General features: G+C 55.7%; 26 protein-coding genes. 8 read left to right on the forward strand and 18 right to left on the reverse strand.

The genetic code is table 11. The features are described from left to right. Window positions 1–79 precede the first annotated feature (79 nt). Both ACM62Q_RS00115 and ACM62Q_RS00120 read right to left on the reverse strand, forming a co-directional pair. Window positions 80–2,215, reverse strand: a complete 2,136-nt coding sequence (locus tag ACM62Q_RS00115) for a DUF1631 family protein (protein ID WP_415032936.1) — start codon at window positions 2,213–2,215, stop codon at window positions 80–82. 104 nt (window positions 2,216–2,319) lie between these two features. Then, on the reverse strand, window positions 2,320–4,305 hold the full coding sequence (locus ACM62Q_RS00120) for a transglycosylase SLT domain-containing protein (RefSeq protein ID WP_415032937.1): 1,986 nt from the start codon (window positions 4,303–4,305) through the stop codon (window positions 2,320–2,322). Window positions 4,306–4,451: 146 nt separating this feature from the next. Between ACM62Q_RS00120 and ACM62Q_RS00125 the strand changes: the two genes are divergently transcribed. Beyond that, entirely contained in the window at window positions 4,452–5,015 is a 564-nt protein-coding gene (locus ACM62Q_RS00125) for a 5-formyltetrahydrofolate cyclo-ligase (protein ID WP_415032938.1), read from the forward strand. 1 nt (window position 5,016) lies between these two features. On the opposite strand, the gene ACM62Q_RS00130 is transcribed toward ACM62Q_RS00125, so the two are convergent. From ACM62Q_RS00130 to ilvA, 3 genes are all read right to left on the reverse strand, one after another. Then, window positions 5,017–6,159: a MalY/PatB family protein gene (locus ACM62Q_RS00130; protein WP_415032939.1), complete on the reverse strand. Its 1,143-nt coding sequence runs from the start codon at window positions 6,157–6,159 to the stop codon at window positions 5,017–5,019. Beyond that, window positions 6,156–7,088, reverse strand: a complete 933-nt coding sequence (gene cysK / locus ACM62Q_RS00135) for a cysteine synthase A (RefSeq protein ID WP_415032940.1) — start codon at window positions 7,086–7,088, stop codon at window positions 6,156–6,158. The genes ACM62Q_RS00130 and cysK overlap by 4 nt, the downstream gene beginning before the upstream one ends. An 89-nt stretch (window positions 7,089–7,177) precedes the next feature. Continuing rightward, complete coding sequence (gene ilvA / locus ACM62Q_RS00140) at window positions 7,178–8,716, reverse strand: threonine ammonia-lyase, biosynthetic (RefSeq protein ID WP_415032941.1); 1,539 nt, start codon at window positions 8,714–8,716, stop codon at window positions 7,178–7,180. Between the two features lie 261 nt (window positions 8,717–8,977). Between ilvA and ACM62Q_RS00145 the strand changes: the two genes are divergently transcribed. Further along, the gene (locus tag ACM62Q_RS00145; protein ID WP_415032942.1) at window positions 8,978–9,178 is read left to right on the forward strand and encodes a hypothetical protein; all 201 of its coding nucleotides are present in this window, start codon (window positions 8,978–8,980) and stop codon (window positions 9,176–9,178) included. Here the strand turns inward: ACM62Q_RS00145 and hybE are convergent. Both hybE and ACM62Q_RS00155 read right to left on the reverse strand, forming a co-directional pair. Next, a complete protein-coding gene (gene hybE / locus ACM62Q_RS00150; RefSeq protein ID WP_415032943.1) occupies window positions 9,170–9,691 on the reverse strand; it encodes a [NiFe]-hydrogenase assembly chaperone HybE in 522 nt (173 codons plus the stop codon). The two genes, ACM62Q_RS00145 and hybE, sit on opposite strands and share 9 nt — an antisense overlap. Before the next feature lie 9 nt (window positions 9,692–9,700). Then, window positions 9,701–10,606 (reverse strand): hydrogen peroxide-inducible genes activator, encoded by a 906-nt coding sequence (locus ACM62Q_RS00155; RefSeq protein ID WP_415032944.1) that lies wholly within the window; start codon window positions 10,604–10,606, stop codon window positions 9,701–9,703. A 156-nt stretch (window positions 10,607–10,762) separates the two neighbouring features. Between ACM62Q_RS00155 and ACM62Q_RS00160 the strand changes: the two genes are divergently transcribed. Further along, window positions 10,763–11,764 carry a cytochrome-c peroxidase gene (locus ACM62Q_RS00160; RefSeq protein ID WP_415032945.1) on the forward strand — a complete coding sequence of 334 codons (1,002 nt, stop codon included), beginning with the start codon at window positions 10,763–10,765 and terminating at the stop codon, window positions 11,762–11,764. A 552-nt stretch (window positions 11,765–12,316) separates the two neighbouring features. Here the strand turns inward: ACM62Q_RS00160 and ACM62Q_RS00165 are convergent. From ACM62Q_RS00165 to ACM62Q_RS00175, 3 genes are all read right to left on the reverse strand, one after another. Beyond that, window positions 12,317–12,979, reverse strand: a complete 663-nt coding sequence (locus ACM62Q_RS00165; protein ID WP_415032946.1) for a phosphoribosylanthranilate isomerase — start codon at window positions 12,977–12,979, stop codon at window positions 12,317–12,319. A 75-nt stretch (window positions 12,980–13,054) separates the two neighbouring features. Further along, the gene (locus ACM62Q_RS00170) at window positions 13,055–13,393 is read right to left on the reverse strand and encodes a type II toxin-antitoxin system HicB family antitoxin (protein WP_415032947.1); all 339 of its coding nucleotides are present in this window, start codon (window positions 13,391–13,393) and stop codon (window positions 13,055–13,057) included. Next, window positions 13,390–13,644: a type II toxin-antitoxin system HicA family toxin gene (locus tag ACM62Q_RS00175; RefSeq protein WP_415032948.1), complete on the reverse strand. Its 255-nt coding sequence runs from the start codon at window positions 13,642–13,644 to the stop codon at window positions 13,390–13,392. Before ACM62Q_RS00175 ends, ACM62Q_RS00170 begins: the two co-directional genes overlap by 4 nt. Before the next feature lie 214 nt (window positions 13,645–13,858). On the opposite strand from ACM62Q_RS00175, the gene ACM62Q_RS00180 reads away from it, so the two are divergent. Continuing rightward, complete coding sequence (locus tag ACM62Q_RS00180) at window positions 13,859–14,110, forward strand: type II toxin-antitoxin system Phd/YefM family antitoxin (RefSeq protein WP_415032949.1); 252 nt, start codon at window positions 13,859–13,861, stop codon at window positions 14,108–14,110. Between the two features lie 2 nt (window positions 14,111–14,112). Continuing rightward, on the forward strand, window positions 14,113–14,367 hold the full coding sequence (locus tag ACM62Q_RS00185; protein WP_415033024.1) for a Txe/YoeB family addiction module toxin: 255 nt from the start codon (window positions 14,113–14,115) through the stop codon (window positions 14,365–14,367). A 137-nt stretch (window positions 14,368–14,504) separates the two neighbouring features. Here ACM62Q_RS00185 and ACM62Q_RS00190 read toward each other — a convergent pair whose 3' ends face one another. From ACM62Q_RS00190 to ACM62Q_RS00200, 3 genes are all read right to left on the reverse strand, one after another. Further along, the gene (locus ACM62Q_RS00190) at window positions 14,505–14,807 is read right to left on the reverse strand and encodes a hypothetical protein (protein WP_415032950.1); all 303 of its coding nucleotides are present in this window, start codon (window positions 14,805–14,807) and stop codon (window positions 14,505–14,507) included. A 98-nt stretch (window positions 14,808–14,905) separates the two neighbouring features. Then, a complete protein-coding gene (locus ACM62Q_RS00195; protein WP_415032951.1) occupies window positions 14,906–15,487 on the reverse strand; it encodes a PIN domain-containing protein in 582 nt (193 codons plus the stop codon). A 90-nt stretch (window positions 15,488–15,577) separates the two neighbouring features. Then, window positions 15,578–16,018, reverse strand: coding sequence for a hypothetical protein (locus ACM62Q_RS00200; protein WP_415032952.1), 441 nt, complete (start codon window positions 16,016–16,018; stop codon window positions 15,578–15,580). A gap of 162 nt (window positions 16,019–16,180) precedes the next feature. On the opposite strand from ACM62Q_RS00200, the gene ACM62Q_RS00205 reads away from it, so the two are divergent. Then, window positions 16,181–16,405 carry a phage integrase N-terminal SAM-like domain-containing protein gene (locus ACM62Q_RS00205; protein ID WP_415032953.1) on the forward strand — a complete coding sequence of 75 codons (225 nt, stop codon included), beginning with the start codon at window positions 16,181–16,183 and terminating at the stop codon, window positions 16,403–16,405. Window positions 16,406–16,539: 134 nt separating this feature from the next. On the opposite strand, the gene mnmE is transcribed toward ACM62Q_RS00205, so the two are convergent. Genes mnmE through rpmH form a run of 5 tightly spaced genes read right to left on the reverse strand, consistent with a single transcriptional unit; the run spans window position 16,540 to window position 20,468 of the window. Then, window positions 16,540–17,895 carry a tRNA uridine-5-carboxymethylaminomethyl(34) synthesis GTPase MnmE gene (mnmE, locus tag ACM62Q_RS00210; RefSeq protein WP_415032954.1) on the reverse strand — a complete coding sequence of 452 codons (1,356 nt, stop codon included), beginning with the start codon at window positions 17,893–17,895 and terminating at the stop codon, window positions 16,540–16,542. Window positions 17,896–17,898: 3 nt separating this feature from the next. Continuing rightward, window positions 17,899–19,584, reverse strand: a complete 1,686-nt coding sequence (yidC, locus tag ACM62Q_RS00215; RefSeq protein ID WP_415032955.1) for a membrane protein insertase YidC — start codon at window positions 19,582–19,584, stop codon at window positions 17,899–17,901. 23 nt (window positions 19,585–19,607) lie between these two features. Next, window positions 19,608–19,817: a membrane protein insertion efficiency factor YidD gene (yidD, locus tag ACM62Q_RS00220; RefSeq protein ID WP_415032956.1), complete on the reverse strand. Its 210-nt coding sequence runs from the start codon at window positions 19,815–19,817 to the stop codon at window positions 19,608–19,610. Then, window positions 19,814–20,392 (reverse strand): ribonuclease P protein component, encoded by a 579-nt coding sequence (gene rnpA, locus ACM62Q_RS00225; RefSeq protein ID WP_415033025.1) that lies wholly within the window; start codon window positions 20,390–20,392, stop codon window positions 19,814–19,816. The genes yidD and rnpA overlap by 4 nt, the downstream gene beginning before the upstream one ends. Beyond that, complete coding sequence (gene rpmH / locus ACM62Q_RS00230) at window positions 20,334–20,468, reverse strand: 50S ribosomal protein L34 (RefSeq protein ID WP_027457001.1); 135 nt, start codon at window positions 20,466–20,468, stop codon at window positions 20,334–20,336. The genes rnpA and rpmH overlap by 59 nt, the downstream gene beginning before the upstream one ends. Window positions 20,469–20,775: 307 nt before the next feature. Between rpmH and dnaA the strand changes: the two genes are divergently transcribed. After that, window positions 20,776–22,215: a chromosomal replication initiator protein DnaA gene (gene dnaA / locus ACM62Q_RS00235; protein WP_415032957.1), complete on the forward strand. Its 1,440-nt coding sequence runs from the start codon at window positions 20,776–20,778 to the stop codon at window positions 22,213–22,215. Between the two features lie 244 nt (window positions 22,216–22,459). Next, window positions 22,460–23,566, forward strand: a complete 1,107-nt coding sequence (gene dnaN, locus ACM62Q_RS00240; RefSeq protein ID WP_415032958.1) for a DNA polymerase III subunit beta — start codon at window positions 22,460–22,462, stop codon at window positions 23,564–23,566. Window positions 23,567–23,593 lie beyond the last annotated feature (27 nt).

Consider the following 23,593-nt stretch of genomic DNA (forward strand, 5'->3'; position numbering starts at 1 on the left):
CACGACAAAACGCCGATTTTACGGTAAATCCACTATTGACGGCAGTTTTGCGCGTATTTTGGTGGTTTTTTATGGGATTTCAGCTGCTCGCCGCCAAGGCTCGCTGCAGCAGGCTGTTCACCAAATCGGCGGTACCCAGCAAACGGATTTCACCGGCCGCGACTTCCGCCGCCAAAAGATGTGCCGGCATGGTGAAGGCTTCGCTGTGCGCAACATTGAGCAGCAACACCCGCTCACTGCCCGGACTGTATTGGCACAGGCAGAAATTTTGCTCGCGGCCCGCCAGCCGCAACTGAAACCACTGCCCAGGCGAGTAGGCGCTGCGCCGCCCTTTGCCCGGCACAGGCGGGCGACTGTCGCGGGTGTGCAGAATCAAGTGCGCACTCTCGATCTGACCATCGACCATCACGGCCGGTGCCGCTGTTGTGGCGACAGCGACGGTTTCAACGGGGGTTTCTGCCGGCAAGCCGGGGCGCATGGCCCGGGTTTGCAGGGAAAAACAGGCATCCAAAATCTGGGTTTGCTGCTCAGAAGACAAGGACAGGCTTTCCATATCGGCCTTGAGTCTTTGCAGCACCGCCGGCAACTCGCGTGCCAGCGCTTTACGCTCCTCGCCGTCCGCCTTGGGGCGAAAAGTCCAGGAAAGTTTCTCCAGATTCGCCAAACGCTCAGCCCACGCCGCACTTTCCGGGCCGTCCTGTAACCAGCAACGTTCAAGCAAACGATAAACGTCCTGGCGCAGATAGCTTTGTAAAACAGCAGGCAAATTGCCGATGTTCAGCTGCGCCAAGACGATGCCAATGCCTTCTGCTGCCTCATCGCGACGGTCGACCTGGCGTAACAAGGGAAGATAGGCGGCAGCGGCCTGCAGACGTTGATTGAAGCGCTGCTCCAACTGCTGCGCCAGGGTTTCTGCCGCCCGTTCATAGGCCGCAGCATGATCGCTGTTTTTGACGAGCTCTTGCACCAGGGTATCGAGAAAAACAGAAAAATCTTCCTCCCCGGATTGCTTTGCCTCCGTCGATGCATCCGTTAATTCACCGACGCAGCGCCCTAAAAGGGAAAAGAAGCGCCGCCAAGGGTGATCGGCGCGAGAAAACAGGCCACGATCCTTGAGCGCGAGTTTTAAGGAGGGAATTTGCAGGCGGGCAAAAATCTGTTTCAAAAAAGGCGGCAATTCCGGGGCGCTGAACAGCATGTCGAACAACAAACCCACCGCATCGATGGTCTGGCCTTCGCTGGTATTGCCCGGCACACCCAACTCCTGGGCGCTGACTGGATGCGCCGCCACGGCAGAACGCCCCGCCGCCGGTGCCGCCGGGGCGAAGAGTTCGGGAATCAGCGCTTCCAGCTGAGGCGAGGTTGCTGTCAAAAAATCATTGCCGACAGCCGCTTTCGCCACACTCGGCGCTGCCCCCATTTGTTCCAAGCGGAACCACAGATTTTCCAGCGCGGTTTGATCGAGCAAGGCCGGCGCGCTCGCTGGCGCGGCCTGCTGCTTTTGCGCAAGCAGGGCGAGCAACTCCTTGGGCAAACCCGAGGCCGCCGCTTCGAGCGCCGTATCGACGCGCTGCCCAGCGGAGTTTGCCGCGACTTTGGCAGCGCCGCCAATGGGGCTGACCGCACTTTCCTGTGCCCGGATAATGCCGGCCTGGGTCGGCGTGATCTCCAGACGCGCCATTTCCTGCTCCAGCGCTTCGTAAAGCGGCGGCAATTCGCGGCAAAGCATTTCCTCGACGCGGTCGAGCAAATCGAGCTTTTCATCGAGTGAACTGGCCCCAGCCTGCTCGAAAAATACCCGCAAACCTTCGACGATGCCGGCCGGGCCGGTCGGATTCTGGTTTTTGCCCAAATCCGGGCGCGCCAGCAAACTCATGAAACGCAGCTGGGTTTTCCACAGGGCAGCGCTGGCTGCGTCACTTAACTGGTTACTCAGGCGCTCCAGACGCAAATTCAGCTCGAGATCATCCTCGCCGACCAGGGAAATACGCGAAGAGGTCAGGCCACGCACCTCTTCGCCGAAGGTGCTTTGCTGCTGTTGCGCCGCACGCGCATCAAAATGGCGACCACAGCCGTTGATGATGGCTTGAATCGCCGTTGCCGAAAGCAAATTACTTTGCCGCAGCAGATCCGCTAATTGTTGCAGAAAAAATTTCCGGCATTGCGGAAGGCGTGCCAAAGGAATGTGCTGCCCCGCTGCGCTCTGCTTCGACATGATGATGGCCTGTTCTGTCCTTGTCTGAAAGGTTTCTGCTGTTGTGGGGTTTTGCTTATCGCCGGTACGCCGCAGGCTGGCGGCCCGGCATTTCTGTCACAATTTTACGGTAAATCTGAATTTTTTGTCCCGCCCGCCGGTGAGGCTGCCACCGTTCCCAGGCGGTTTTTCAAGGAATCCGGGCGATTGTTGAAATAAATCGAGTAATACACGGCGTTGCTCATGACTTTTTTGACGTAATCGCGGGTTTCTGAAAAAGGAATGGTTTCAGCATAAATAGCCCCCTCCAGCGGCTGCTCGGCCCGCCAACGGCGCGCCCGGCCCGGCCCGGCGTTATAAGCGGCAGAAGCGAGCACCGGGTGTTGATCAAGGTCATCCATGACCATGCGCATGTAACTTGTCCCCAGCAAAACATTGGTATCGGTGTCGTTGACCCGGGAATGGTCGTAATCGCGCAGGCCGATCTTCTTCGCCACCCATTTCGCGGTCGCCGGCATCAACTGCATCAGGCCGGAAGCGCCGACACTGGAGCGGGCATTGCCGATGAAGCGGCTTTCCTGGCGCATCAAGCCATACACCCAGGCATCATCGAGCGCCTGCTGACGGGCGGCGGGACGGATCTGGTCGGCATAGGGGGCCAGAAAGCGCAGCTGATAATCGTGTTCTTCACGCGTGCGCTCGGCCGTGTTGATGGCACGGTCCCAGAGCTTGTTTTCTTCCGCCAGACGGGCCGCCGCCAAAAGTTGCCGATCGCTCATGCCGCGCAGCGCCCAATTCCATTCGCGCACGGCCTCGGTGCGCAGATCGAGGCGAAAAAACGCCAGCGCCCGCTGCAAACCCGGATTTTCCCGCGCCGCCTGCATTTCCGGCAAACGTAGCGGTGCTGCCGAAGGCGGCGTAAGCACGCTACGACCTAATTCTTCCTGGGCAAGATTGCCGTAAAAATTGGCCTGGCCCGCAATGCGGGAAAACAGTTTTTGCGCTTCTTCACTGCGCCCGCCCGCTTTTTCCGCGCGCCCCAGCCAATAAACCCATTCCGGGCACTCGGCGAGCGCCTCCGGCATCGCCAGAATCGCTTGGCGCACCTCGCTCCAAGCATGCTGGCGTAGCGCACTGCGCACCTTCCATTGCTGGTTTTCTTCGCTCAAGGCACTGCTGCCGGCGCGCTGGTAATAACTCAAGGACTCCGGCAGATGCTTACGCGCCGCTTGCAGCGCAATTTGGCTCCAAGCCCAGGCGGCCGAAGCTTCGCCGAGTGCGTTCTGGCGCTTGCTCAATTCTGCCGCCGCCGTACGCGGGTCGTTGGCTGCCACATAGCGCAGGGCGATTGCCGTAAGTTCCCGGCCGCCGCGCGTTGCCGCCCAGTGCGCCGGCTGACGAACGAGATAAGCCATGGCGTTTTTATGCGCCGCATCGAACGCCGCCAGTTCGCTGACGCGATTTTGCGGAAGATAATCCAGGGTGCGCCGAGCCGCCTGTGGCCGGTTAATTTCTATCTGCAGGCGCGCCCGCGCCCAGACGGCATCAACGTCCATGCGCCCACTGGCCACCAGGGCATCGAGCACCGGCTGACAGGTGTCCGGCAAACTTGCCTGCTCAAACCACAAAGCCTCTACTGCCGCCAAAACACTGGTATCACCCAGTTGGAGTGCGGCATTTTGCGCCAGACAGGTCAGCTCGCTATCTGCTGCCAGCAGTTTCTCTGCCGCCGCTTGCGCCCTGCGCCACTGCGCTTCTTTGACCAGCCAGCGCAACCAGTCGGCGCGCAGTTTTTCGGCAACGTAGCTACCCGCCTGCGCATCAAGAAAGGCGGGAATTCCGCTGTCGTCTTGTTTGGCCAGCAAATTACGCAAACGATAATTCTCGGCATATACCGCCAAGGGATGCTCGCCCATTTGCCCTATCGCCAATTCCAGGCGCGGCAAATCACCTTTGCGAAAAGCCTCGCGCGCTGCCGTAAAAGCACTGTCACTGCCGGTTTGGGCAACAAGCTGCGCACTCCAACCGAGGGCACACACCGCGAGCAGGGGACGCAAAGTCGCAAAGGAAAACGTTAAAGAGAAGGCAGGGCGGGCTAAACTGTGTTTCATTTTTTATCGTATCTATCGGGCTGGGGCAGTGCGCGCAAGAATGCATCAGCACCTGGGTATCACCTGGCGCTGGCAAATGAGCATAGCACGCCGCTGCAGCCCCACCGCCTGCACGCTCACCACGCTCTATTGACAGGAAAAGCCCGGTGCTGACCCAAACGCAAGAAGATTATCGCCAGCAACTGCGCCGGCACATGCGGCAACAGCGCATAGCCTTGCCGGCAGAGCGCTATCAAGCCTATTGCGCGGCAATTACAACGCATCTACGCCGCTTGCCTGCACCCAAAATTGCCGCTTTCTGCTGGCCGATCGAGCAGGAGCCGGACGTGCGGGGGGCTATTGCGCATTGGCAGGCTGCCGGCAGCCGCGCCGCGCTACCGGTCGTACGTGCGCCGGCCAGCCCCTTGGCCTTTCGTCTTTGGAATGTGGATACACCGCTGGCCCCCGACCGCTACGGTATTCCCAGCCCCACCCAGGGCGACTGGGTGCAGCCCGATGTCGTGCTGCTGCCATTGAACGCTTTCGATGCCGCCGGCTACCGTCTGGGCTATGGCGGGGGTTTTTTTGACCGCACCCTGGCCACACTGCAACCGCGCCCGCTGGCGATTGGCGTGGGTTTTGAAATCAATCGCGTGGCCGACATCCAGCCCGCAGCCCACGACCAGCGGCTGGACTGGATTGTCACCGAAGCCGGTTTGTGGAAAATCTGAATCAAGCAGCACAAACCGCCTGTTTCAAGCGGCGCAAGGCTTCGTCCAAGGTGTTTTCTGTGCAGCCAAAATTCAGACGCAGCCAACCTGGCGCAGCAAAATCGCGGCCGTCGCTCAAACCCAGCCCGTGCGCCTCGAAATGACGCAACGGATCGGCCAGCCCCAAAGCACGCACATCCAACCAGGCCAGATAGGTCGCTTCCACCGGCGTCATGCAAATACCCGGCAGCGCGGCCACGGCGTTTTCGACACGGGCACGGTTTTTGCGCAACACCGCCAGAAGCTGCCGATGCCAATCCGCGCTATCGCGATAGGCCGCCGCACAAGCCACATAGCCCAGCACATTGACGTGCGGCACGATGCCCGCCATGGCCGCCGTAAAACGCCGGCGCAAACCGGCATCGGGAATCACGGCAAAGGCACAGGCCAAACCCGGCAGATTGTAGGTTTTGGACGGTGCCATCAAAGTAATGCTGCGCTGGGCGGCGGCAGGTGAAAGGCTGGCAAAAGGAAGGTGAGGGCGCGCCTCTTCCAGAATCAGCCCGCAGTGGATTTCGTCCGAGCAGACGATCAAATCGTGGCGCTCGGCAAAATCGGCCAGCCGCTCCAATTCCTCACGCTGCCAGGCGCGGCCGACCGGGTTGTGCGGGTGGCATAACAAGAACAATTCGCTTTCGACACGGACGCTGGCTTCCAGCGCCGCCCAATCCCATTGCCAGCCTTGCTCGGCACAGACCAGGCTACAGGTGTCGAGCGAGCGCCCGGAAAGCCGCGGGGCGGAGAGAAAGGGCGGGTAAATGGGGGTGGCGGTGAGGACGCGCCCGCTAACGCTACGGCAGGCGACGTTCAAGCCAGTGACCAGGCCCGGCAGCCAGACCAGCCAATCTGCATCGACCTCCCAGGCGTATTCGGCGCGCAGGTGATCGAGCACCGCCGCGTACACCTGCGGCGTCGCCTCGCCATAGCCAAAAATGCCGTGCCCGATACGCTCCTGCAAGGCCGCCAAAACAGCGGGCGGCGCGCTGAAATCCATGTCCGCCACCCACAGGGGCAACACGTCACGAGCGGCGTAGCGCGCCCATTTGATCGAATCGCTGCCGCGCCGTGACGGTGGGTGAGCAAAGGCTTCGCTTAAGCCGTTCACACTGACAAATGCTCATAAAGCGCGGTAGACAAATACCGCTCGCCATAGGAAGGCGTCAGCACGACGATCAGCTTGCCGGCGTTTTCCGGGCGCTGCGCCAGTTCGAGCGCCGCCCACACGGCAGCGCCGGAGGAAATCCCCACCAACAAACCTTCTTCACTCGCCATGCGCCGCGCCGTGGTGAAGGCATCGTCGTTCTTGACCCGAATCACTTCATCGTAAATCGCGGTATTCAAAGTGGCCGGTACGAAGCCCGCGCCGATGCCCTGAATCGGGTGCGGTCCCTTGTTGCCACCGGACAACACTGGTGAAGCATCCGGTTCGACGGCAACGATCTTGACCTCCGGCTTCTTTGCTTTAAGCGCCTCACCAACGCCGGAAATAGTGCCACCGGTACCAACGCCGGCGACGAAGATGTCGACCTGTCCGTCGGTGTCGCGCCAGATTTCTTCCCCGGTCGTGTCGCGATGCACCGCCGGGTTGGCCGGGTTTTCAAATTGCTGCGGAATGAAATAACGGCTATCTGCCTGCGCCAAGGCTTTCGCCCGGGCAATCGCACCGCCCATGCCCTCGCTGCCCGGGGTCAAAATCAAATCGGCCCCGTAGGCTTGCAGCAAAAGCTTGCGTTCGCGACTCATGGTGTCCGGCATGACAAAAGCCGCCTTGAGGCCGCGCGCGGCGCACACCATGGCCAAACCGATGCCGGTATTGCCGGAAGTCGGCTCGAGAATGATGGTTTCTGGGCCAATTTTCCCCGCCGCCTGCGCCGCATCGAGCATGGCGACGGCGATACGATCCTTGACGCTATGTCCGGGGTTGAAAAACTCCAGCTTGGCCACGACACGCGCGCCAGTGTCCGCAGCGAGGCGGTTGATCTGAACGAGCGGGGTGTTGCCAATGAGATCAGTGACGTTCTGCGCAATATTCATGGAAAGCTCCAAAAAGTGAATCGGCGCATTCTATGGCGCACAAAACGAACATAAAAGAATAAAAACAGAAATATTTATTCTTTTTCAGACTAACCCAAAAAGAGCTTGTACACCGGATTGGCGCTCTCATCCCAGTGCGCATAGCCCAGGGTTTTGAGAAACTGCCGGAACGCCTGCATTTCGCCACGGGGTACCTGCATGCCGACCAGCACGCGGCCGTAATCTGCGCCGTGGTTGCGGTAATGAAAAAGGCTGATGTTCCAGCCGCTGCTCATTTTTTCCAGAAAATTCATCAGCGCGCCCGGGCGTTCGGGGAAGATGAAACGGTAGATCAGCTCCTGCAAATCGCCTTGCTGCGCCTGCGGTGCATGACCGCCGACCATGTGGCGCACGTGGTTGCGCGCCAGATCGTCGTCGCTTAAATCCAGCGTGGGGTAAGCGTGTTTGCGCAGCGTTTCGGCGAGCTTTTCCGACTCCTTGCGCCCGCTCACCTGAATGCCGACATAGACGTGCGCTTCGTGCGCGGCGTTATAGCGGTAGTTGAATTCCGTCAGATTACGCTGCCCGAGCAAGGCCAGGAATTTTTTATAGGCGCCCGGTTTTTCCGGCAAAGTCACGGCAAACACCGCTTCGCGCTGCTCGCCGAATTCGGCGCGTTCGGCAACGAAACGCAGGCGGTCGAAATTCATGTTAGCACCAGAGGTCACCGCCACCAGATTCTTGTCCTTCAGCTTGTGCTGGCGGGCGTACTCCTTGGCCCCGGCCACGGCCAGCGCGCCGGAAGGCTCCAGGATCGAGCGCGTATCCTCGAACACGTCCTTGACCGCAGCGCAAATGGCATCGGTATCGACCAGCACGATGTCGTCGAGCAGCTCGCGGCACAGGCGGAAGGTTTCCTCGCCGACGTATTTGACCGCGGTGCCGTCGGCAAACAGGCCAACCTGCGGTAATTGCACGCGTTTGCCGGCGGCGATGGACTGCTTCATCGCATCCGCATCGAAGGTTTCCACCCCGATCACCTTGATTTCCGGGCGCAGACGCTTAATGTAAGCGGCCACCCCCGCCGCCAGACCGCCGCCGCCGATGGCGCAGAACACAGCATGTAAGGGGCCGTTGTGGCGCGAGTGCTGGCGCAAAATTTCCATGGCGATGGTGCCTTGCCCGGCTATCACCTCCGGGTCGTCGAAGGGATGGACGAAGGTGAGTTTTTGATTTTTCTCCAGCTCGCGGGCCTGCGCATAGGCGGCATCATAAGAATCACCATGCAAAACCACCTCGCCGCCACGCTGGCGCACGGCGTCCACCTTGATCTGCGGCGTCGACACCGGCATCACGATCACCGCCCGGCAGCCCAGATAGCGCGCCGACAGCGCCACACCCTGCGCGTGATTGCCGGCGGAAGCGCAGATCACACCGCGCTTGAGTTTTTCCGCTGAAAGACTGGCAATCTTGTTGTAGGCCCCGCGCAGCTTGAAGGAAAACACCGGCTGCATGTCTTCGCGTTTCAACCAAATACGGTTATTGACGCGAGCGGAAAGGTTGTCCGCCAGATCGAGCGGGGTTTCCTCCGCCAGATCATAGACCTGCGCGTTGAGAATTTTTTCAAGGTAATCAGGGGCGGCAGACATGGCAATTCACGGATGAGCAAAACGCGCAATTTAACAGCTTCGCAGGCACGGCGTCTCGACCTGTTTTGCCCAGACCACAAAGCTTCCGATGTTTTTCTAAGACAAATCCTAGTGCATCGATTAATGAATCAAGCATCTTGCTGGCGGCATTTTCCTATGCAAAACAGGCGCTTCCATATGACCTCCGTCCTATTTTTCAATAACTGGTTCTAGCTTAGGATGCCCCCGTAGCACTCGAAAATAACACCAAAGGGGAAGTCCATGCTCGCCGCACAAACACCGCAGAAAAAAACAAAATTCGCTCTCGCGCAGCGGAAAAACTACCAGGCCGCCGTACGCTATCTCGACGGCCGGCGCGAGCTCATCGAAGTACGCAATGCCTGCGATCTTGCCGATGCACGCGCCATGGTTCTGGAAGAACTCGGGCTGCTGCGCTGTCTGCTCTTGAGCGAATTACCCTAATCCGCGCCGCCCGGCCAGACGGCGGAAAAATCCGCGCCGATCAATACCCGCCGGGGTATTTTCCGCTGCCTTTACATCTGGCGCAGCCGCCGCTGGCGCTGGCACACACCCCGGATCAAAAATCAGCTGCAGCGCCTGTACCGCGCTCGCCAAGGCGGCGTTTTGATCCGCCAGCGCATCGAGCGGGGCAAGAATCGTGGCAAAAGCATGGACCGGCAAAGCCGCATCGGCGCTGTGCTCCATCACAAACTCCAGATCACCCGCCGGAAAAGCCACGCGCAAGGTTTCCCCGGCGGCCAGCTCACGCCATAGCTCACCGCCCCCCGGCAAAAGCAATAAATGGATGAACCAGGGCGTGACGACGGCCCCCACCCAATCGCCTTGATAACGACGAAAACCCACAATATCGACGCTGATACCCGCCCGCCCCCGCTTGCCCCCAGCTTCTAAACAGGCCTGAAAATTCTGGTAATGCGCTAAAACCTGCGCTGCGGGGTTATCGTGGTGGCGCATAAAAAATCATCACAAAACGAGTTGGCAAGCCGGCGAATCCAGTCTGCGCACCGCTTCCAGCAAGGCATCGATCGCCTTGGGCCGGACAAAACCGACGCGCCAGGCGAGCGCAACGCGGCGCGAAGGTTGCGGGTCGGTAAACGGGATGGCGCGAATCATATCGTTATTGTACGGGTGCTGCAGAGCGCTTTCCGGCAGCACCGAGACGCCCAGACCGGAAGCCACCATGCAGCGGATGGTGCCGATCGAATGCCCCAAGCGCACATCCGTTTCCGGGCTGCTGACCTGCGGACAAGCCCCCAGCACTTGATCGCGAAAACAGTTACCGGCTTTCAGGAGTAAAACCTCATCGCCGGCGACGTTTTCCGGCGCGATATGCGTTTCTTTCTCCCAATCATGCCCCACCGGCACGATCACCTTGAACACCTCGTCGTACAGCGCACGCGTCACCACCCCCGGCAGATTGAACGGCAGGGCCAGAATAGCAACGTCGATATCGTTGTCGCGCAGCATGTCGGCCAGATTCGCCGTCATGTTCTCCTCGATCAATAACGGCATGCTGGGGGCTACATCTTTCAGGGCGTGGATCAGCTTCGGCAGCAGATACGGCCCTATGGTATGGATCACCCCCAGGCGCAGGGGCCCCTCCAGTTGGTCGCGTCCGCGCAGCGCAATCTGACGAATTTTTTCGACTTCATCCAGCGCCGTTTGCGCCTGCGCCACAAGCTGGCTACCCACCAGACTGGGGCTGACAAATCCCTTGCCGCGCTCGAACAGCTGCACGCCCAATTCATCTTCCAGACGGGCAATGGCCACGCTCAAGGTGGGCTGGCTGACTGAGCAACGCTCGGCGGCGCGGCTGAAATTGTTTTCCTGGGCAAGCGCCACAATGTAACGAAGCTCCGTCAAGGTCATGCATTTTTCTCCTGACAATCGAGTTATAGGGTAAGGCTATGGGAGGCATAGGCTAAACCCATAGAAAACATTGACTTAGATCAACTGTACTATGACACAGGTCGAGACAATGCTCAGACAAATCTTATCCATCACCATCCTAAGAGGGAGAAAACAATGCAACGGACCATTTTATCGTCTGCTATCGCGCTCATCTCCGGCCTGGCCGTATTCACTGCCGTACATGCCGCGAACGATGAACCGATCAGCCCGATCAAACCGCCTGCCAACATCAATCTGGGCCAGGCCGAACTGGGCAAAAAGCTTTACTTCGACCCCCGCCTGTCGAAATCCGGCTTCATCTCCTGCAACTCCTGCCACAACCTGTCCATGGGCGGCACCGACAACATTCCGACCTCCATCGGCGATAAATGGCAGCAAGGCCCGATCAACTCACCGACCGTGCTCAACTCCAGCCTCAATCTCGCCCAGTTCTGGGACGGCCGCGCTGCCGACTTGAAGGAGCAAGCGGGTGGCCCGATCGCCAACCCAGGCGAAATGGCCTTCACCCACACCCTGGCCATCGACGTACTCGCTTCGATTCCGGGTTATGTCCGCGAATTCAAACAGGTTTTCGGCAAGGACAAGATCGACATCGATCAAGTCACGACCGCCATCGCCGAATTTGAAAAGACTCTGGTCACCCCGAACTCGCGTTTTGACCAATGGCTACTTGGTAAAAAAGATGCGCTGAACCCGCAAGAACTTGCCGGCTACGCCCTGTTCAAGGACAGCGGCTGTGTCGCCTGCCACAATGGTGAAGCCGTCGGCGGCAACTCCTTCCAAAAAATGGGCCTGGTCGAGCCGTACAAAGGCAATATGCCCGACGGCCGCGCCGCAGTGACCGGCAACGATGCCGACCGCTTCAACTTCAAGGTGCCGACCTTGCGTAACGTCGAAATGACCTATCCCTACTTCCACGACGGTGCCGCCAACACCCTGACCGAAGCCGTCGATGTCATGGGCCGCCTGCAACTGGGCAAGAAGTTCAACAAGGAAGAAAACGCCAAGATCGTCGCCTTCCTGAAAACCCTGACCGGCGACCAGCCGAACTTCCAGCTGCCGATCCTGCCGCCGTCTTCCGACAGCACGCCGCGTCCGCAACCCTTTGGCAAGTAAGCCGAACGAACTGGAAAACCCGCACTAAAACAAGGGGGCTACGGCCCCCTTGTTTGTTCATCCGCTGTTTCTTCTGCTTGACTAAAGGATTCGCTCTCGATCGGCTCATTGCTTTCCCCGCACCAAGAAGGCGAATGGCACAGCCAATATGGGACTGAGAAATGCGGGCGCGGGGAAAAGTGCCTTCGTGTCTTGCAACGAAAAAAACCAAATGGCAATGCAAGCTGCGGCCAGTGCGATAGACGCGAGCGGCAGAAGCCACTTTCTGGTGAGCCTTGGCTTGCCCGAATACATTGAAAACAATCGGTGCCCAACATGCAACGCTCCGAACCAAAAGAGCGCCATTAGCGCTACAACCTTCGCAACAGACAATAGAAGCGCCAAGCTCCATGCCGACAGCATGAAAAATGAAGTGGCGAGAAACACCAGCCAAACGAAACTAAGCAATGCGAATGGCACAGAGCCAATCACAAGGAGGACTATGCCGACGGTTGCTTGGGCGCGTGACATTGTTTTGAGGGCTAACGTAGAGCTAGGCCTGTAGGTTAAAAATTAGGCTGCACTGCGCACCGCCCGCATGAACTCGCCAAGTCGCTCTGCACTGAGTTTGCCGTCATTGCGCACACTGGAGCACAGATCCAGGCCGAAGGGTTGGACGGCCTGTATGGCCTCTCGGACGTTGGCGGCGCGAATGCCGCCTGCCAGAAAAACTGGACAATCGATTTGCTGGCAGATTTTTCGGCTGACTTCCCAATCATGCACTCGCCCAGTGCCGCCCAACTCCTTGACCGCCAAGTTCGGATTGCCAGAATCAAGCAGAAGTGCATCGACAAACTCTGCCACGGCGCGGGCTTCTTCAAACGACTCATCGCCCATCACGTGGATGACCTGAACGAGCTTCACAGACGGAAGTTGACGGCGCAGCTTTTGCAGCTCAGAGATAGCTACCGAATCAACGAGTTGCAGCGTCGAAGTCTGGCAAACGGCATGTTGCTGCACGATGGCATCGGCCTCTTGCAGAGATGTAAGAAGAAAAGTGGCAATCGGCGGAGGAACTGAACGGGCGATTTCGGCAATGCGTTCGTCCGAGATGACACCTGGGCCGCTGGGCATGTGCGACACCAGACCGAGTGCGGATGCCCCCATCTGGACTGCAAGGCGAGCCTCTTCGACACTGGAAATACAGCAAATTTTGACGCGGGGTACTGTAAGCATGGATTTACTCTGCGGGCTAACGTTTGAATTCACCGGTCTGCGCGACTTTTCGCGCAAGTCCGGTGGAATGATGGGTTAACCACAGGGTTGCGCGGCATGTTGCAAGGCCTCGGTAGCCCATTGATTGAGACTCTTGCCCGCAGCCTGCGCAGCAACCAGTGCGCGACCATGAACTTCGGGCGGTACGCGTAGCAGCAACTTGCCGGAAGCCGGCTTCTCAGGAGCTACTCCCTGCTGCTTGCAGTCGGCCAGGTAATCCTTGACCGCAAGCTCGAACTCGGCACGCAATTCGGCAACCGTTTCGCCATGAAAGCTGATGATGTTGCGAATGCCGAGAATCCGGCCGACGAAAATATCGTCACGCTCGTCATACTCGACGCGAGCGGTATAAGCTTTGTATGTCATAGTGTTCATTGCTGTACTCCTGCACGTTCCAATAGCTCTCGAACTTCTTCGATCTGATAACGTTTGGCCTCTTTGCCTGGATGCGGCCGATGGCAGCGCCACTGTTCACCATTCAGTTCGATCTTGACGCGTGATCCTTCGCGCTCTGAAACGCAACCACCAATTGATTTGATTAGGGCTTCGATGTCGGCAAACACGATAGACGCAGACGTCGGTCGAGCAAAGATTGCTGAAAGCGTTTTGCGATGTTTGTTGTTCATAATCTGATGATAGCTAAAAACGCTATCATATTCAATGAGGGCCTGCGGGTGGCTAACGTAGAGCTAACCGGCCGCCGGAGGTGGAGGTGGAGAGGACCTGCAAGCGAAGCTTGCAGGCAATCCGGTTGAGCGCCGGGTTGGGCGTCTGGCCGCCGATGGTAGACAATTGGCTAGCGCATATGTACATTAACACGTACATATAAGGAGGCCTGAAATGGATGCGATTACCTACACAGCGGTTCGCGCAAAGTTGGCCAGCGCGATGGACAGAGTTTGCAACGACCACGAAGCGCTGATTATCACTCGCAACGGAGAGCAGTCGGTTGTGATGCTCTCACTCGAAGACTACAAGGCGCTGGAAGAGACCGCCTATCTTCTGCGCACGCCGGCGAACGCAAAGCGCCTTCTCGCGGCAGCAACTCAACTGAACGCCGGTAAAGGCGTTGAGCAGAAACTGGCCAAGTGAAAGTGAAGCTGGTTTTCGCAGACGAGGCATGGGAAGACTACCTGTATTGGCAGAAGCAGGACAGGAAGATGGTGGAGCGGATTAACAAGCTGATTCGCGAAACCCAGCGAGAACCATTTAGCGGCGTGGGCAAGCCAGAGCCGCTGAAACATGCCCTCTCAGGATTTTGGTCACGCCGAATCACGAACGAGCACCGCATGGTGTATCGGGTTGAAGGCGACCAACTCCAGATCGCCCAATTGCGTTTCCACTACTGAGACGCCCAACGTTGGAGATAATCCGCCGCCAGAGTGCACAGCGCAGAGGGAACTAAAAAACGTAGCTTTTTGTCGGTTGGATTGATTGGCGAGTTAGGCCGCAACAGCCGCTGACAAAAATGGCGTTTAGCAATAGGTCATGTCATTGCTTTGGATGATTTCGGCTTCTTGGGAAGCAATTTCTTGAAGTATTTCAAGTTTTCTGAACGAGTGTTATTGGGATTTGCCTCAATACAGAATTGATTGAATGTTTCGAAGGATTCGTCGATTACAGCTTGGTAAAGACCTTCAGTGAGAGGGCATGCTAATTGTGTTGCCTGAGCAAAGGCATCCATGATCAGAATCATGTCGTGATCATCCATGCACTCTTCGAAGTTGAATATTCGAGTGAGTAATTCTCTGGCTTGAAAGCGGGCGATTCGGAAAATGTCTTCGTTCATGACGGAACCTGATTGGGATTGAGGCAAGGCCTAACGTCTAAATTCACCGGGCTGCGCGGTTTTTCACGCAGGTCCGGTGGAATGATTGGTTGGGCAGCTTAGAACTCATAGGTAATGGTGTTGTTGGTTTCGGAGATCATTTTGTTTGCAAAGAGAATATCGATGATTCTGTCGACGTCGCTTTGAGCAATATTTTTCTGAAACATGGATGAAATGTGTTGCGACAGAGTTGCGCGCTTTCGGGGTCGAGATTTCTTCTCAGATTTACTCAGCAACTCGAACACACGCTTGTAATTTGGCTCTTCGGTTGTGGCAGATTTCGGCTCAAGTTCGAGAAGGCTGTTTATGCGCTTGCACTTCAAGCCGTTTTTATTCAGATGCCTAAGCAACGGATCGAACCCTTTGTCTTTAGACAGGACGATGCAATGAAGGCTCGGTGATTTCTCGATTACACGCCCAAGCTGACATGCAATGTAAAAATCGAGGGCATTGCTGCCGTTTCCATCGACGCGCTGCCACTCGACCCGATCACCAAGCCGTTGAGCAGTTGCAACAAGATCAATTGGAACACTTTTCTGACTTGATCCGACAAAAATAACAACATGAAAGTTGTTATCAAGTCGGTTCAGATCAACTTGTTGAACGTTCTCAAAATCAACGAGTAGTAATTTGTGGGTCAATTTAACCTCGCGGAGTGAACCAAGATGCCCAACGTGGAGGTAACCGGACTTTGCGCGGCTTTTCGCGCAAAGTCCGTGTTGACCGCAGGGTTAGGTTCTCTTGCCATCACTACCGACCGCATACTTTTCAACGATTACTGACTCCGGTAATGAAGCGCCCGACTTCTCAATTAACGTTACCTCCCGTTCGTGAGGATTCAGTGGGTCTGGAAACTCGTAGGCGATAACGCCCGCACCCTCCAGCAATTCTTCGTCGATGACGTAAACGTATCCGTCCTCGGTACGCTCGGTGGTAGCAAAGCGAATAGCGATTTGTTCAGAACGAGATGTCGAGATTCCACACCCGCTATACAACCCAGATTCAATTTGGTGCGCTCTAGCGGTATTTGATTCACAAGGCCCGCATTTGAATTTTCCGTCGGCCTTCCACTTTCCATCGAGTTTCGGGACAACTTCAACGGACGTTCCCTTTGACAAGAGGCGGCCCGCATTCGCTTCGTCCGCTTGTTTGTTGATACCGCGATAGAGCATGGGGGCCTCTTAGAAAACCTAACGTTCAGTATACACCGCACCCGGTGTATACATATTCCAAAAACGGTGTATAAACAAATTCATTAAACACCATCCCATTGATTCATAAGATTCTATGGAAAACGAACGAAACAAGCCACCACGCCGGAAAAAGCACCCAAATTGCTGGACCAGTTGCGTGACCGTCTGCGCTTGAAGCACTACAGCATACGGACAGAAACGCAGCATGTCCAATGGGCAAGTTACTACATCATTTTTCATGACAAAAGGCACCCGAAAGACATGGGCGCGCGGGAGGTGGAGCGGTTTTTGATGCATCTCGCGATCGAGGGAAATGTTGCTGCCGCGACGCAGAATCAGGCATTGTCGACTTTGTTGTTTCTTTAGCGCGAAGTGCTGGGCGTCAACTTGCCGTGGCTGGATGAAGCGGTTCGGGCAAAGCTACGACCATGATCTATACCCATGTGCTGAACAAGGGCGGGCGCGGTGTGGTCAGTCCGCTGGATTTAGCTTAGCGGCAATCACTTGCCGATGCAAAACCGACTGAAAATCACCCCTAAAAGGTCGTCGGCGGTAAATTCACCGGTAATCTGAGCCAGCGCCTGCTGCGCCAGACGCAGTTCTTCGGCAAAAAGTTCAAGGGCAGGGAACGGGCCATGCACGATCCGGCTGGCGCTGTCGACGTGCTCGCGGGCGAGATTCAGAGCGCGCAGGTGGCGTTCGCGGGCGATGAAGACGTCTTCGGTTTGTTGCCAGCCGGCAATGCGCAGGAGTTCGGCGCGCAATAAATCGATGCCCAGGCGGGCCTTGGCCGAGAGGACGATGCCGGTGCCGCCCGCTTCTTGGTAGCTGGCAGGGGTTTGGCCGGCGAGATCAATTTTGTTGTGCACGACGATGCGCGGCAATTGCGCGGGGAGTTGGTCGAGAATGGCTTGATCGTCCGCGCCGATGCCGGCACGGGCGTCGACCAGGAGCAGGACGACGTCGGCACGCTCAATTTCCTGCCAGCTGCGGGCGATGCCGATTTTTTCCACTTCGTCGTCGGTGTCGCGCAGGCCCGCCGTATCGATGATGTGCAGCGGGATGCCCTCGATCTGGATGGTCGAGCGCAGGGCGTCGCGGGTGGTGCCGGCGATGGGGGTGACGATGGCCAGATCATCGCCCGCCAGACAATTCAAAAGCGATGATTTGCCGACATTGGGCTGCCCCGCCAGCACGACGTGTAAGCCGCTTTGCAGCAGTTTGCCCTGACCGGCGCGCTGGAAAATTTCGCCAAGTTTGCCTTGCAGGCGTTGCAGGCGGCCAAAGGCATCGGCAGCCTGGAGGAAGTCGATTTCTTCCTCGGGAAAATCCAGCGTCGCCTCGACCAGCATGCGCAGATTGATCAGTTCTTCGTTCAGTTCACCGATGGCGCGGGAGAATTCGCCTTGTAAGGAGCGCACGGCGCAGCGGGCGGCGCTGGCGGTGGCGGCGTCGATCAGGTCGGCCACGGCTTCGGCCTGGGCGAGATCCATCTTGCCGTTCAAAAAGGCGCGGCGGGAGAATTCGCCGGGCTCGGCCAGCCGCGCGCCAAGGTCGAGGCAACGGGCAAGCAGCATCTGCATCACCACCGGCCCGCCGTGGCCTTGCAATTCGAGCACGTCTTCGCCGGTGAAGGAATTGGGGCCGGGAAAATAGAGCAGCAGCCCGCTGTCGATGGAACTGCCATCGGCGGCCTTGAACTGGGCCAGCGTGGCGTGGCGCGGTGGCGGGTTTTTACCCGTCAGCGTCAAAGCAAAGGGCAGCAAGGCGCTGCCCGAAATGCGGATGACACCCACGCCGCCACGGCCGGGAGCCGTGGCAATGGCGGCGATGGTGTCGTTTTTTACGCGCGCCACACCTCAGGCTTTCGCGTCGTTGGCAGCCTTGCCGCCCTGTTCCATCATGCGGGTGATCTGCCATTGCTGAGCAATGGAGAGAATGTTATTCACCACCCAGTACAGCACCAGACCGGCGGGGAAGAAGAGGAACATGACACCAAAAATCAGCGGCATGGCCATCATCACCTTGGCCTGGATGGGGTCCGGCGGGGTGGGGTTGAGCTTCATCTGCACGAACATCGAAACGATCATGATGACGGGCAGGATGTAATAAGGGTCGGCCGAGGCGAGGTCGGTAATCCAACCGATCCACGGCGCGTCGCGCATTTCCACGGCGCCGAGCAACACCCAGTAGAGCGCGATGAAGACTGGAATCTGGATCAGAATCGGCAGACAACCGCCCAGGGGATTGATCTTTTCGCTCTGATAGAGCTTCATCATTTCCTGGTTGAGGCGCGCCTTGTCGTCACCGTAGCGCTCTTTCAGCTGCTTTAAGCGTGGTGTGACCACCCGCATTTTGGCCATGGATTTGTAGGAAGCGGCGGACAGCGGGAAAAAAGCGAGCTTGATGGCGATGGTCAGCACCACGATAGCCCAACCCCAGTTACCCACCAGGGTATGAATAAATTGCAGTGCCCAGAAAATCGGCGCGGCAATCAGGGTCAGCCAGCCGTAATCGACCACCAGATCCAAGCCTGGCGCAGTTGCTTTGAGCGCAGCTTGTTCCTGCGGGCCGGCAAATAGGCTGACGGCGGTCGTTTTGCTGGTACCTGGGCCAAGCTCGCCCACCGGCACGATGACGCCCATTTGATACAAGGCGCTGCCTTCGAGTTTGCGCATGTAGTACTCGCGCTGCACGCCGGCTTGCGGCACCCAGGCGGAGACAAAGTAATGCTGCACCATCGCCAGCCAGCCATTGTCGGCGGCCTTGGAAAATTTGGCGCTTTTATCTGCAATATCGTCAAATTTCACCTTCTGATATTTTTCCGCATCGGTAAAGACTGCCGGGCCGGTAAAGGTGTGCATCATCATATTGCCGCCAGCCGGCTCGGTACCGTCGCGCTGGATCTGAAAATACGCGTGCGGCGTAATGGCCTGTTCGGAACCATTGACGATTTCCCACGCGGCATCCACAACATAACTACCGCGTTTGAAAGTCAGAATGCGTGCGACGCGCACGCCTTGGACAGCCTCTGCTTCCAGGCGAATTTGCAAGCTATCTTGCCCGGCCGCAAGTTCCAGCGGCCCTTCGATACGGCGGAAAATACTACGGTGCGACGGCAGCTTATTGCCGATCAGCCCGCTCTGCGCATGGTATTGATGCTGGTCATCAAAAAGATGAAAGTTCTTTTCCTTGTCATCATTTTCTTTGTAATTCAATAACTCCAGGCCAACGATGTCACCGCCTTGGGTTGAAATTACGGCTTTCACGAGATCGGTCGTCACCGTGAAAGTTTCGGCACGCGTGGAGACGGGCTGCGCTTCTGCGCCCGGCATTGCTCCCGCGGTTTCCCCCGTTGTTTCCCCTCTAGCCTGCAAATTAACCGAGGGTTGCGGCGCTTCGCTGTTCGTCTGGCTTGACGTAAGCGTCGCATTCGCCGTGGCCGACGTGACGGGGGGCGGGTTTTTATAGCGCTGCCAGTTTTCCCACAGCATGTAGCTGGAGAAAGCAAAAATCATGACCAATATCAGGCGACGAGTATCCATGGGCCTATGCTTTGAAAGTTGAATCAAGGGAGGGGATCATAACCGCCCGGGTGCCAGGGGTGGCAGCGAAAAATTCGCTTCGCACCCAACCAGCCCCCTTTCCAGGCACCGTATTGGCGTAAGGCGTCGATCGTATATTCGGAACAGGTGGGAAAAAAGCGGCAGCGGCGCCCGGTCAGCGGGCTGATGGCATATTGGTATACACGAACCAGCGCAATCAACAGCCATTTCACGCCGTATTCCCTGTCTTTGCGGGCGCTTGCCGGATGAATTGGGCAAGGGTTTCGCCGGCTTTTTCCGGTTTTTCTGATTGCCGCTCGAGGCGACTGGACAGCCGGTCGAACAAGGTATTGACCTCAGCCGCCAGATCCGCGCCCAACAGCGGAACACCCTTGACAGTCAGCCGCAGCACCAGATCACAAGGCGGCAACTCTGAACGGCGCAGACGGAAATTTTCCCGCACGACACGTTTCAGACGATTTCGGTCAACGGCGCGCTTCAGTAGTTTCTTGCCGACCACCAAACCCAATCGCGCCGTCTGCCCACATGTCTGCGGCGGCGCTGCAGGCGCTTGCTGTTCACAACGCGATACGGAGCGTGGCTGGTAGTGCAACATCAGCCACTGGCCACGAATGGCTCTGCGAAAACCAAAAACGGATGAAAATTCATCCGTTTTGGTCAATCGATCGCGTCGGGTAAAGCAGTGCTTCACAGCGTCGGGCGTCCGGTACAACACCGGCTGCGCCGACTCAGACGGCCAGGCGCTTGCGGCCCTTGGCGCGGCGCGCGGCGAGGACGGCGCGGCCACCCTTGGTGCGCGAACGAACCAGGAAGCCATGGGTGCGCTTGCGGCGCACGACCGACGGTTGATAGGTGCGTTTCATGTCGTAATTCCTTGAGTGAGCGGAGAAAAACGCGTGATTACACCTTGTTTCACCGTATTGTGTCAAGCAGATTTATTTCTGAAGCTTGTGGATAACTTTTCATGTGCGGGTTAGAATCCCCTGTTCCCCGTGAGCTAATTTTTCTGCTTTCTTGCTTGCTAAAAAAACGCAAATATGCTCAAAAAATAACGATAAATTATAATAAAACATTAAAAATCAATCTTTTATTCTCTGTTTTTCACGAATGAAATTTTTTCGTTCAGATTGATTTTGTCATTGCTTTTCAGCACAAGGAGTTTCGTTTTTCATGTCCGCCTTCTGGGAATCCTGTCTACAGCGCTTCGCCGCAGAGTTGCCTGCACAGCAATTCAATACCTGGATCAAACCCTTGCGCCTGGAAGGCGAATCCACAGCCTGTGAACAAGGCTTGCAACTCCTTGCACCCAACGGCTTTATCCTGAAATGGGTACGGGAAAAATTTTTGCAAGAAATCGAGCGGCAAGCGGAAGCTTTCTTTGCTGCGCCAATCAACATCAGCTTGCATATTGCGACGGGCAGCACGGCCAAACAGAGCGCCAATGCCAACAAAATCAATGCAATACAGCAAGAAAACACTGCGCCAAGGCAACTAGAAGACAGCACAAAAAATTCATCAATAAATTCCGCCGCACCTGAAATACAAGGAAAACAGAACTTTGTAAAATTTAATAAAAAAACAAACAACCATGAAAAATCGCGTTTGTTTTCTAATTTTACTTTCGATAATTTAGTCGTCGGCCGTGCCAATGATCTTGCCCGTGCAGCAGCCGTACAGGTTTCCAGCAACCCAGGGGGTGCCTACAACCCACTCTTTATTTATGGCGGTGCCGGCTTGGGTAAAACCCATCTGATTCACGCCATTGGCAATCAAATTTTGGCCGAACGCCCAGATGCCCTGGTGCGCTACGTCCACGCCGAAGATTATTATTCCGATGTTGTGCGTGCCTACCAGCAAAAATCTTTCGACAGCTTCAAACGCAACTACCGCGCTACCGATGTTTTATTGCTTGATGATGTGCAATTTTTTAATGGAAAAAACCGCTCGCAAGAAGAATTTTTCTTTTTATTCAATGCGTTAATTGAAGCGCGCAAACAAATCATCATCACCTGCGACACCTATCCAAAAGACATAAATGGTCTGGATGATCGTCTGGTAACCCGCTTCGATTGGGGTTTGACCGTACAAATCGAGCCGCCCGAACTTGAAATGCGCGTCGCCATTCTGCAAAAAAAAGCTGCTGTAGATAGCATCCTGCTCGGTGACGATGTTGCTTTTTTCATCGCCAAACATCTGCGTTCCAATGTGCGCGAGCTGGAAGGCGCCCTGAAAAAAGTGCTGGCTTACGCATCTTTCCACGGTCGTCCGATTTCACTTGATCTGGCAAAGGAAGCACTCAAAGATCTGATCAACTCCGTGCGTAACATCGGTATCGATTACATCCAGAAGACGGTGGCTGACTACTACAAAATCAAAGTTGGTGAAATTTTTTCAAAAAAACGCACCCGTGCCATTGCTCGACCGCGCCAGATTGCCATGTGGCTGACACGGGAAGTAACCTCGCACAGCTTTCCCGAAATTGGTGACGCCTTTGGCGGGCGTGATCACACTACCGTCATTCATGCCGTCAAAACGATAGACTCGCTGCGCAACAAGGACAACGAACTCAATCACGACTTGCATGTTCTACTGCAAGTGCTCAAAGGCTAGGCAAAAACATGGTTCAATTTCCGAAAACCAAACCTTCTTGGGGAAGACCTTGTGTACAAGCTGTTGATGGTTTGGGTATAACTACAAAAAAATTCGTTTGTGGATAAGTTATACAGAATTCATTCACAGCTTTCACAGGTACTTTCCAAGACCAGAAATAAACAAATAACACACTGATTATTAAAGAAAATTTTCACTTATTCACAGAAGTATTCCTGACTTAGTCTTTAAAGGATTTTTATATATGGCTCTTATTAAAAGTCAAAGAGAGACACTGCTGGCACCCCTGCAGTCTGTTTCGGGCATCGTCGAACGCCGTCATACCTTACCCATTCTTTCGAATGTACTCCTTGAAAAGCAGGGTGAACATCTGACTTTTCTTGCAACTGACATCGAAATTCAGATCACAACGCACACGCAGGGTGCAATAGGTGATGAAAATGGTGCGGTCACGGTAGGCGCTAAAAAATTGCAGGACATTTTGCGTTCTTTGCCTGAAGGCACAGAAATCAGTTTGAGTCTTGATGAAAAACGCTTGCTAATCCGTGCCGGAAAAAGCCGCTTCAGTTTGCAAACTTTGCCGGCAGATGATTTTCCGCGTATGGCTTTGAGTGAGGGTGAAAGTCATAGTTTTTCCATCAGCCAGCGCGCATTTCGCCAATTAATTGGTAAAACACAATATGCAATGGCTACGCAAGATGTGCGCTATTATTTGAACGGAATGATGCTCTTGGTCGATGGAAAGGAACTGACCAGCGTAGCAACAGATGGTCATCGCCTGGCTTTTTCACGTATTGAAATCAATAAAGAATTGCCGCGTCAGGAAATGATTTTGCCGCGAAAAACTGTTTTGGAATTGAATCGCTTACTCAGTGACAATGAAGAACCGCTCAATATCAGCATGACCAATAGTCAAATTTGTTTTGCTTTTGATAACGTCACCTTAGTATCGAAATTGATTGATGGAAAATTTCCAGATTTTGAACGGGTAATTCCAAACAGTTTACGCCACCAAATCCGCCTGAACCGTTTGCAGTTGATTCAAGCCATGCAGAGAGCGGCTATTTTAACCATAGAAAAATTGCGTGGCGTGCGTGTCATTTTGGCGGATAATACTTTGAAAATTATTGCAGCTAATGCTGAGCAAGAAGAAGCAATTGAAGAAATCGAAGTAGATTACAACGATGAATCCATTGATGCAGGATTTAATGTCAGCTATTTGCTCGATATGTTGAATAATGTACAAACTGACGAGGTGCTTTGGAGCTTCAATGATGCTGCTTCAAGTTCATTATTGACTGTTCCAGAAAATACACAATTCAAATATGTCGTAATGCCCATGCGTATTTGAATTTAATAATTAAAACTGTGAGGCAGA

This window comes from Azonexus sp., assembly GCF_047638095.1.
GTDB lineage: Bacteria > Pseudomonadota > Gammaproteobacteria > Burkholderiales > Rhodocyclaceae > Azonexus.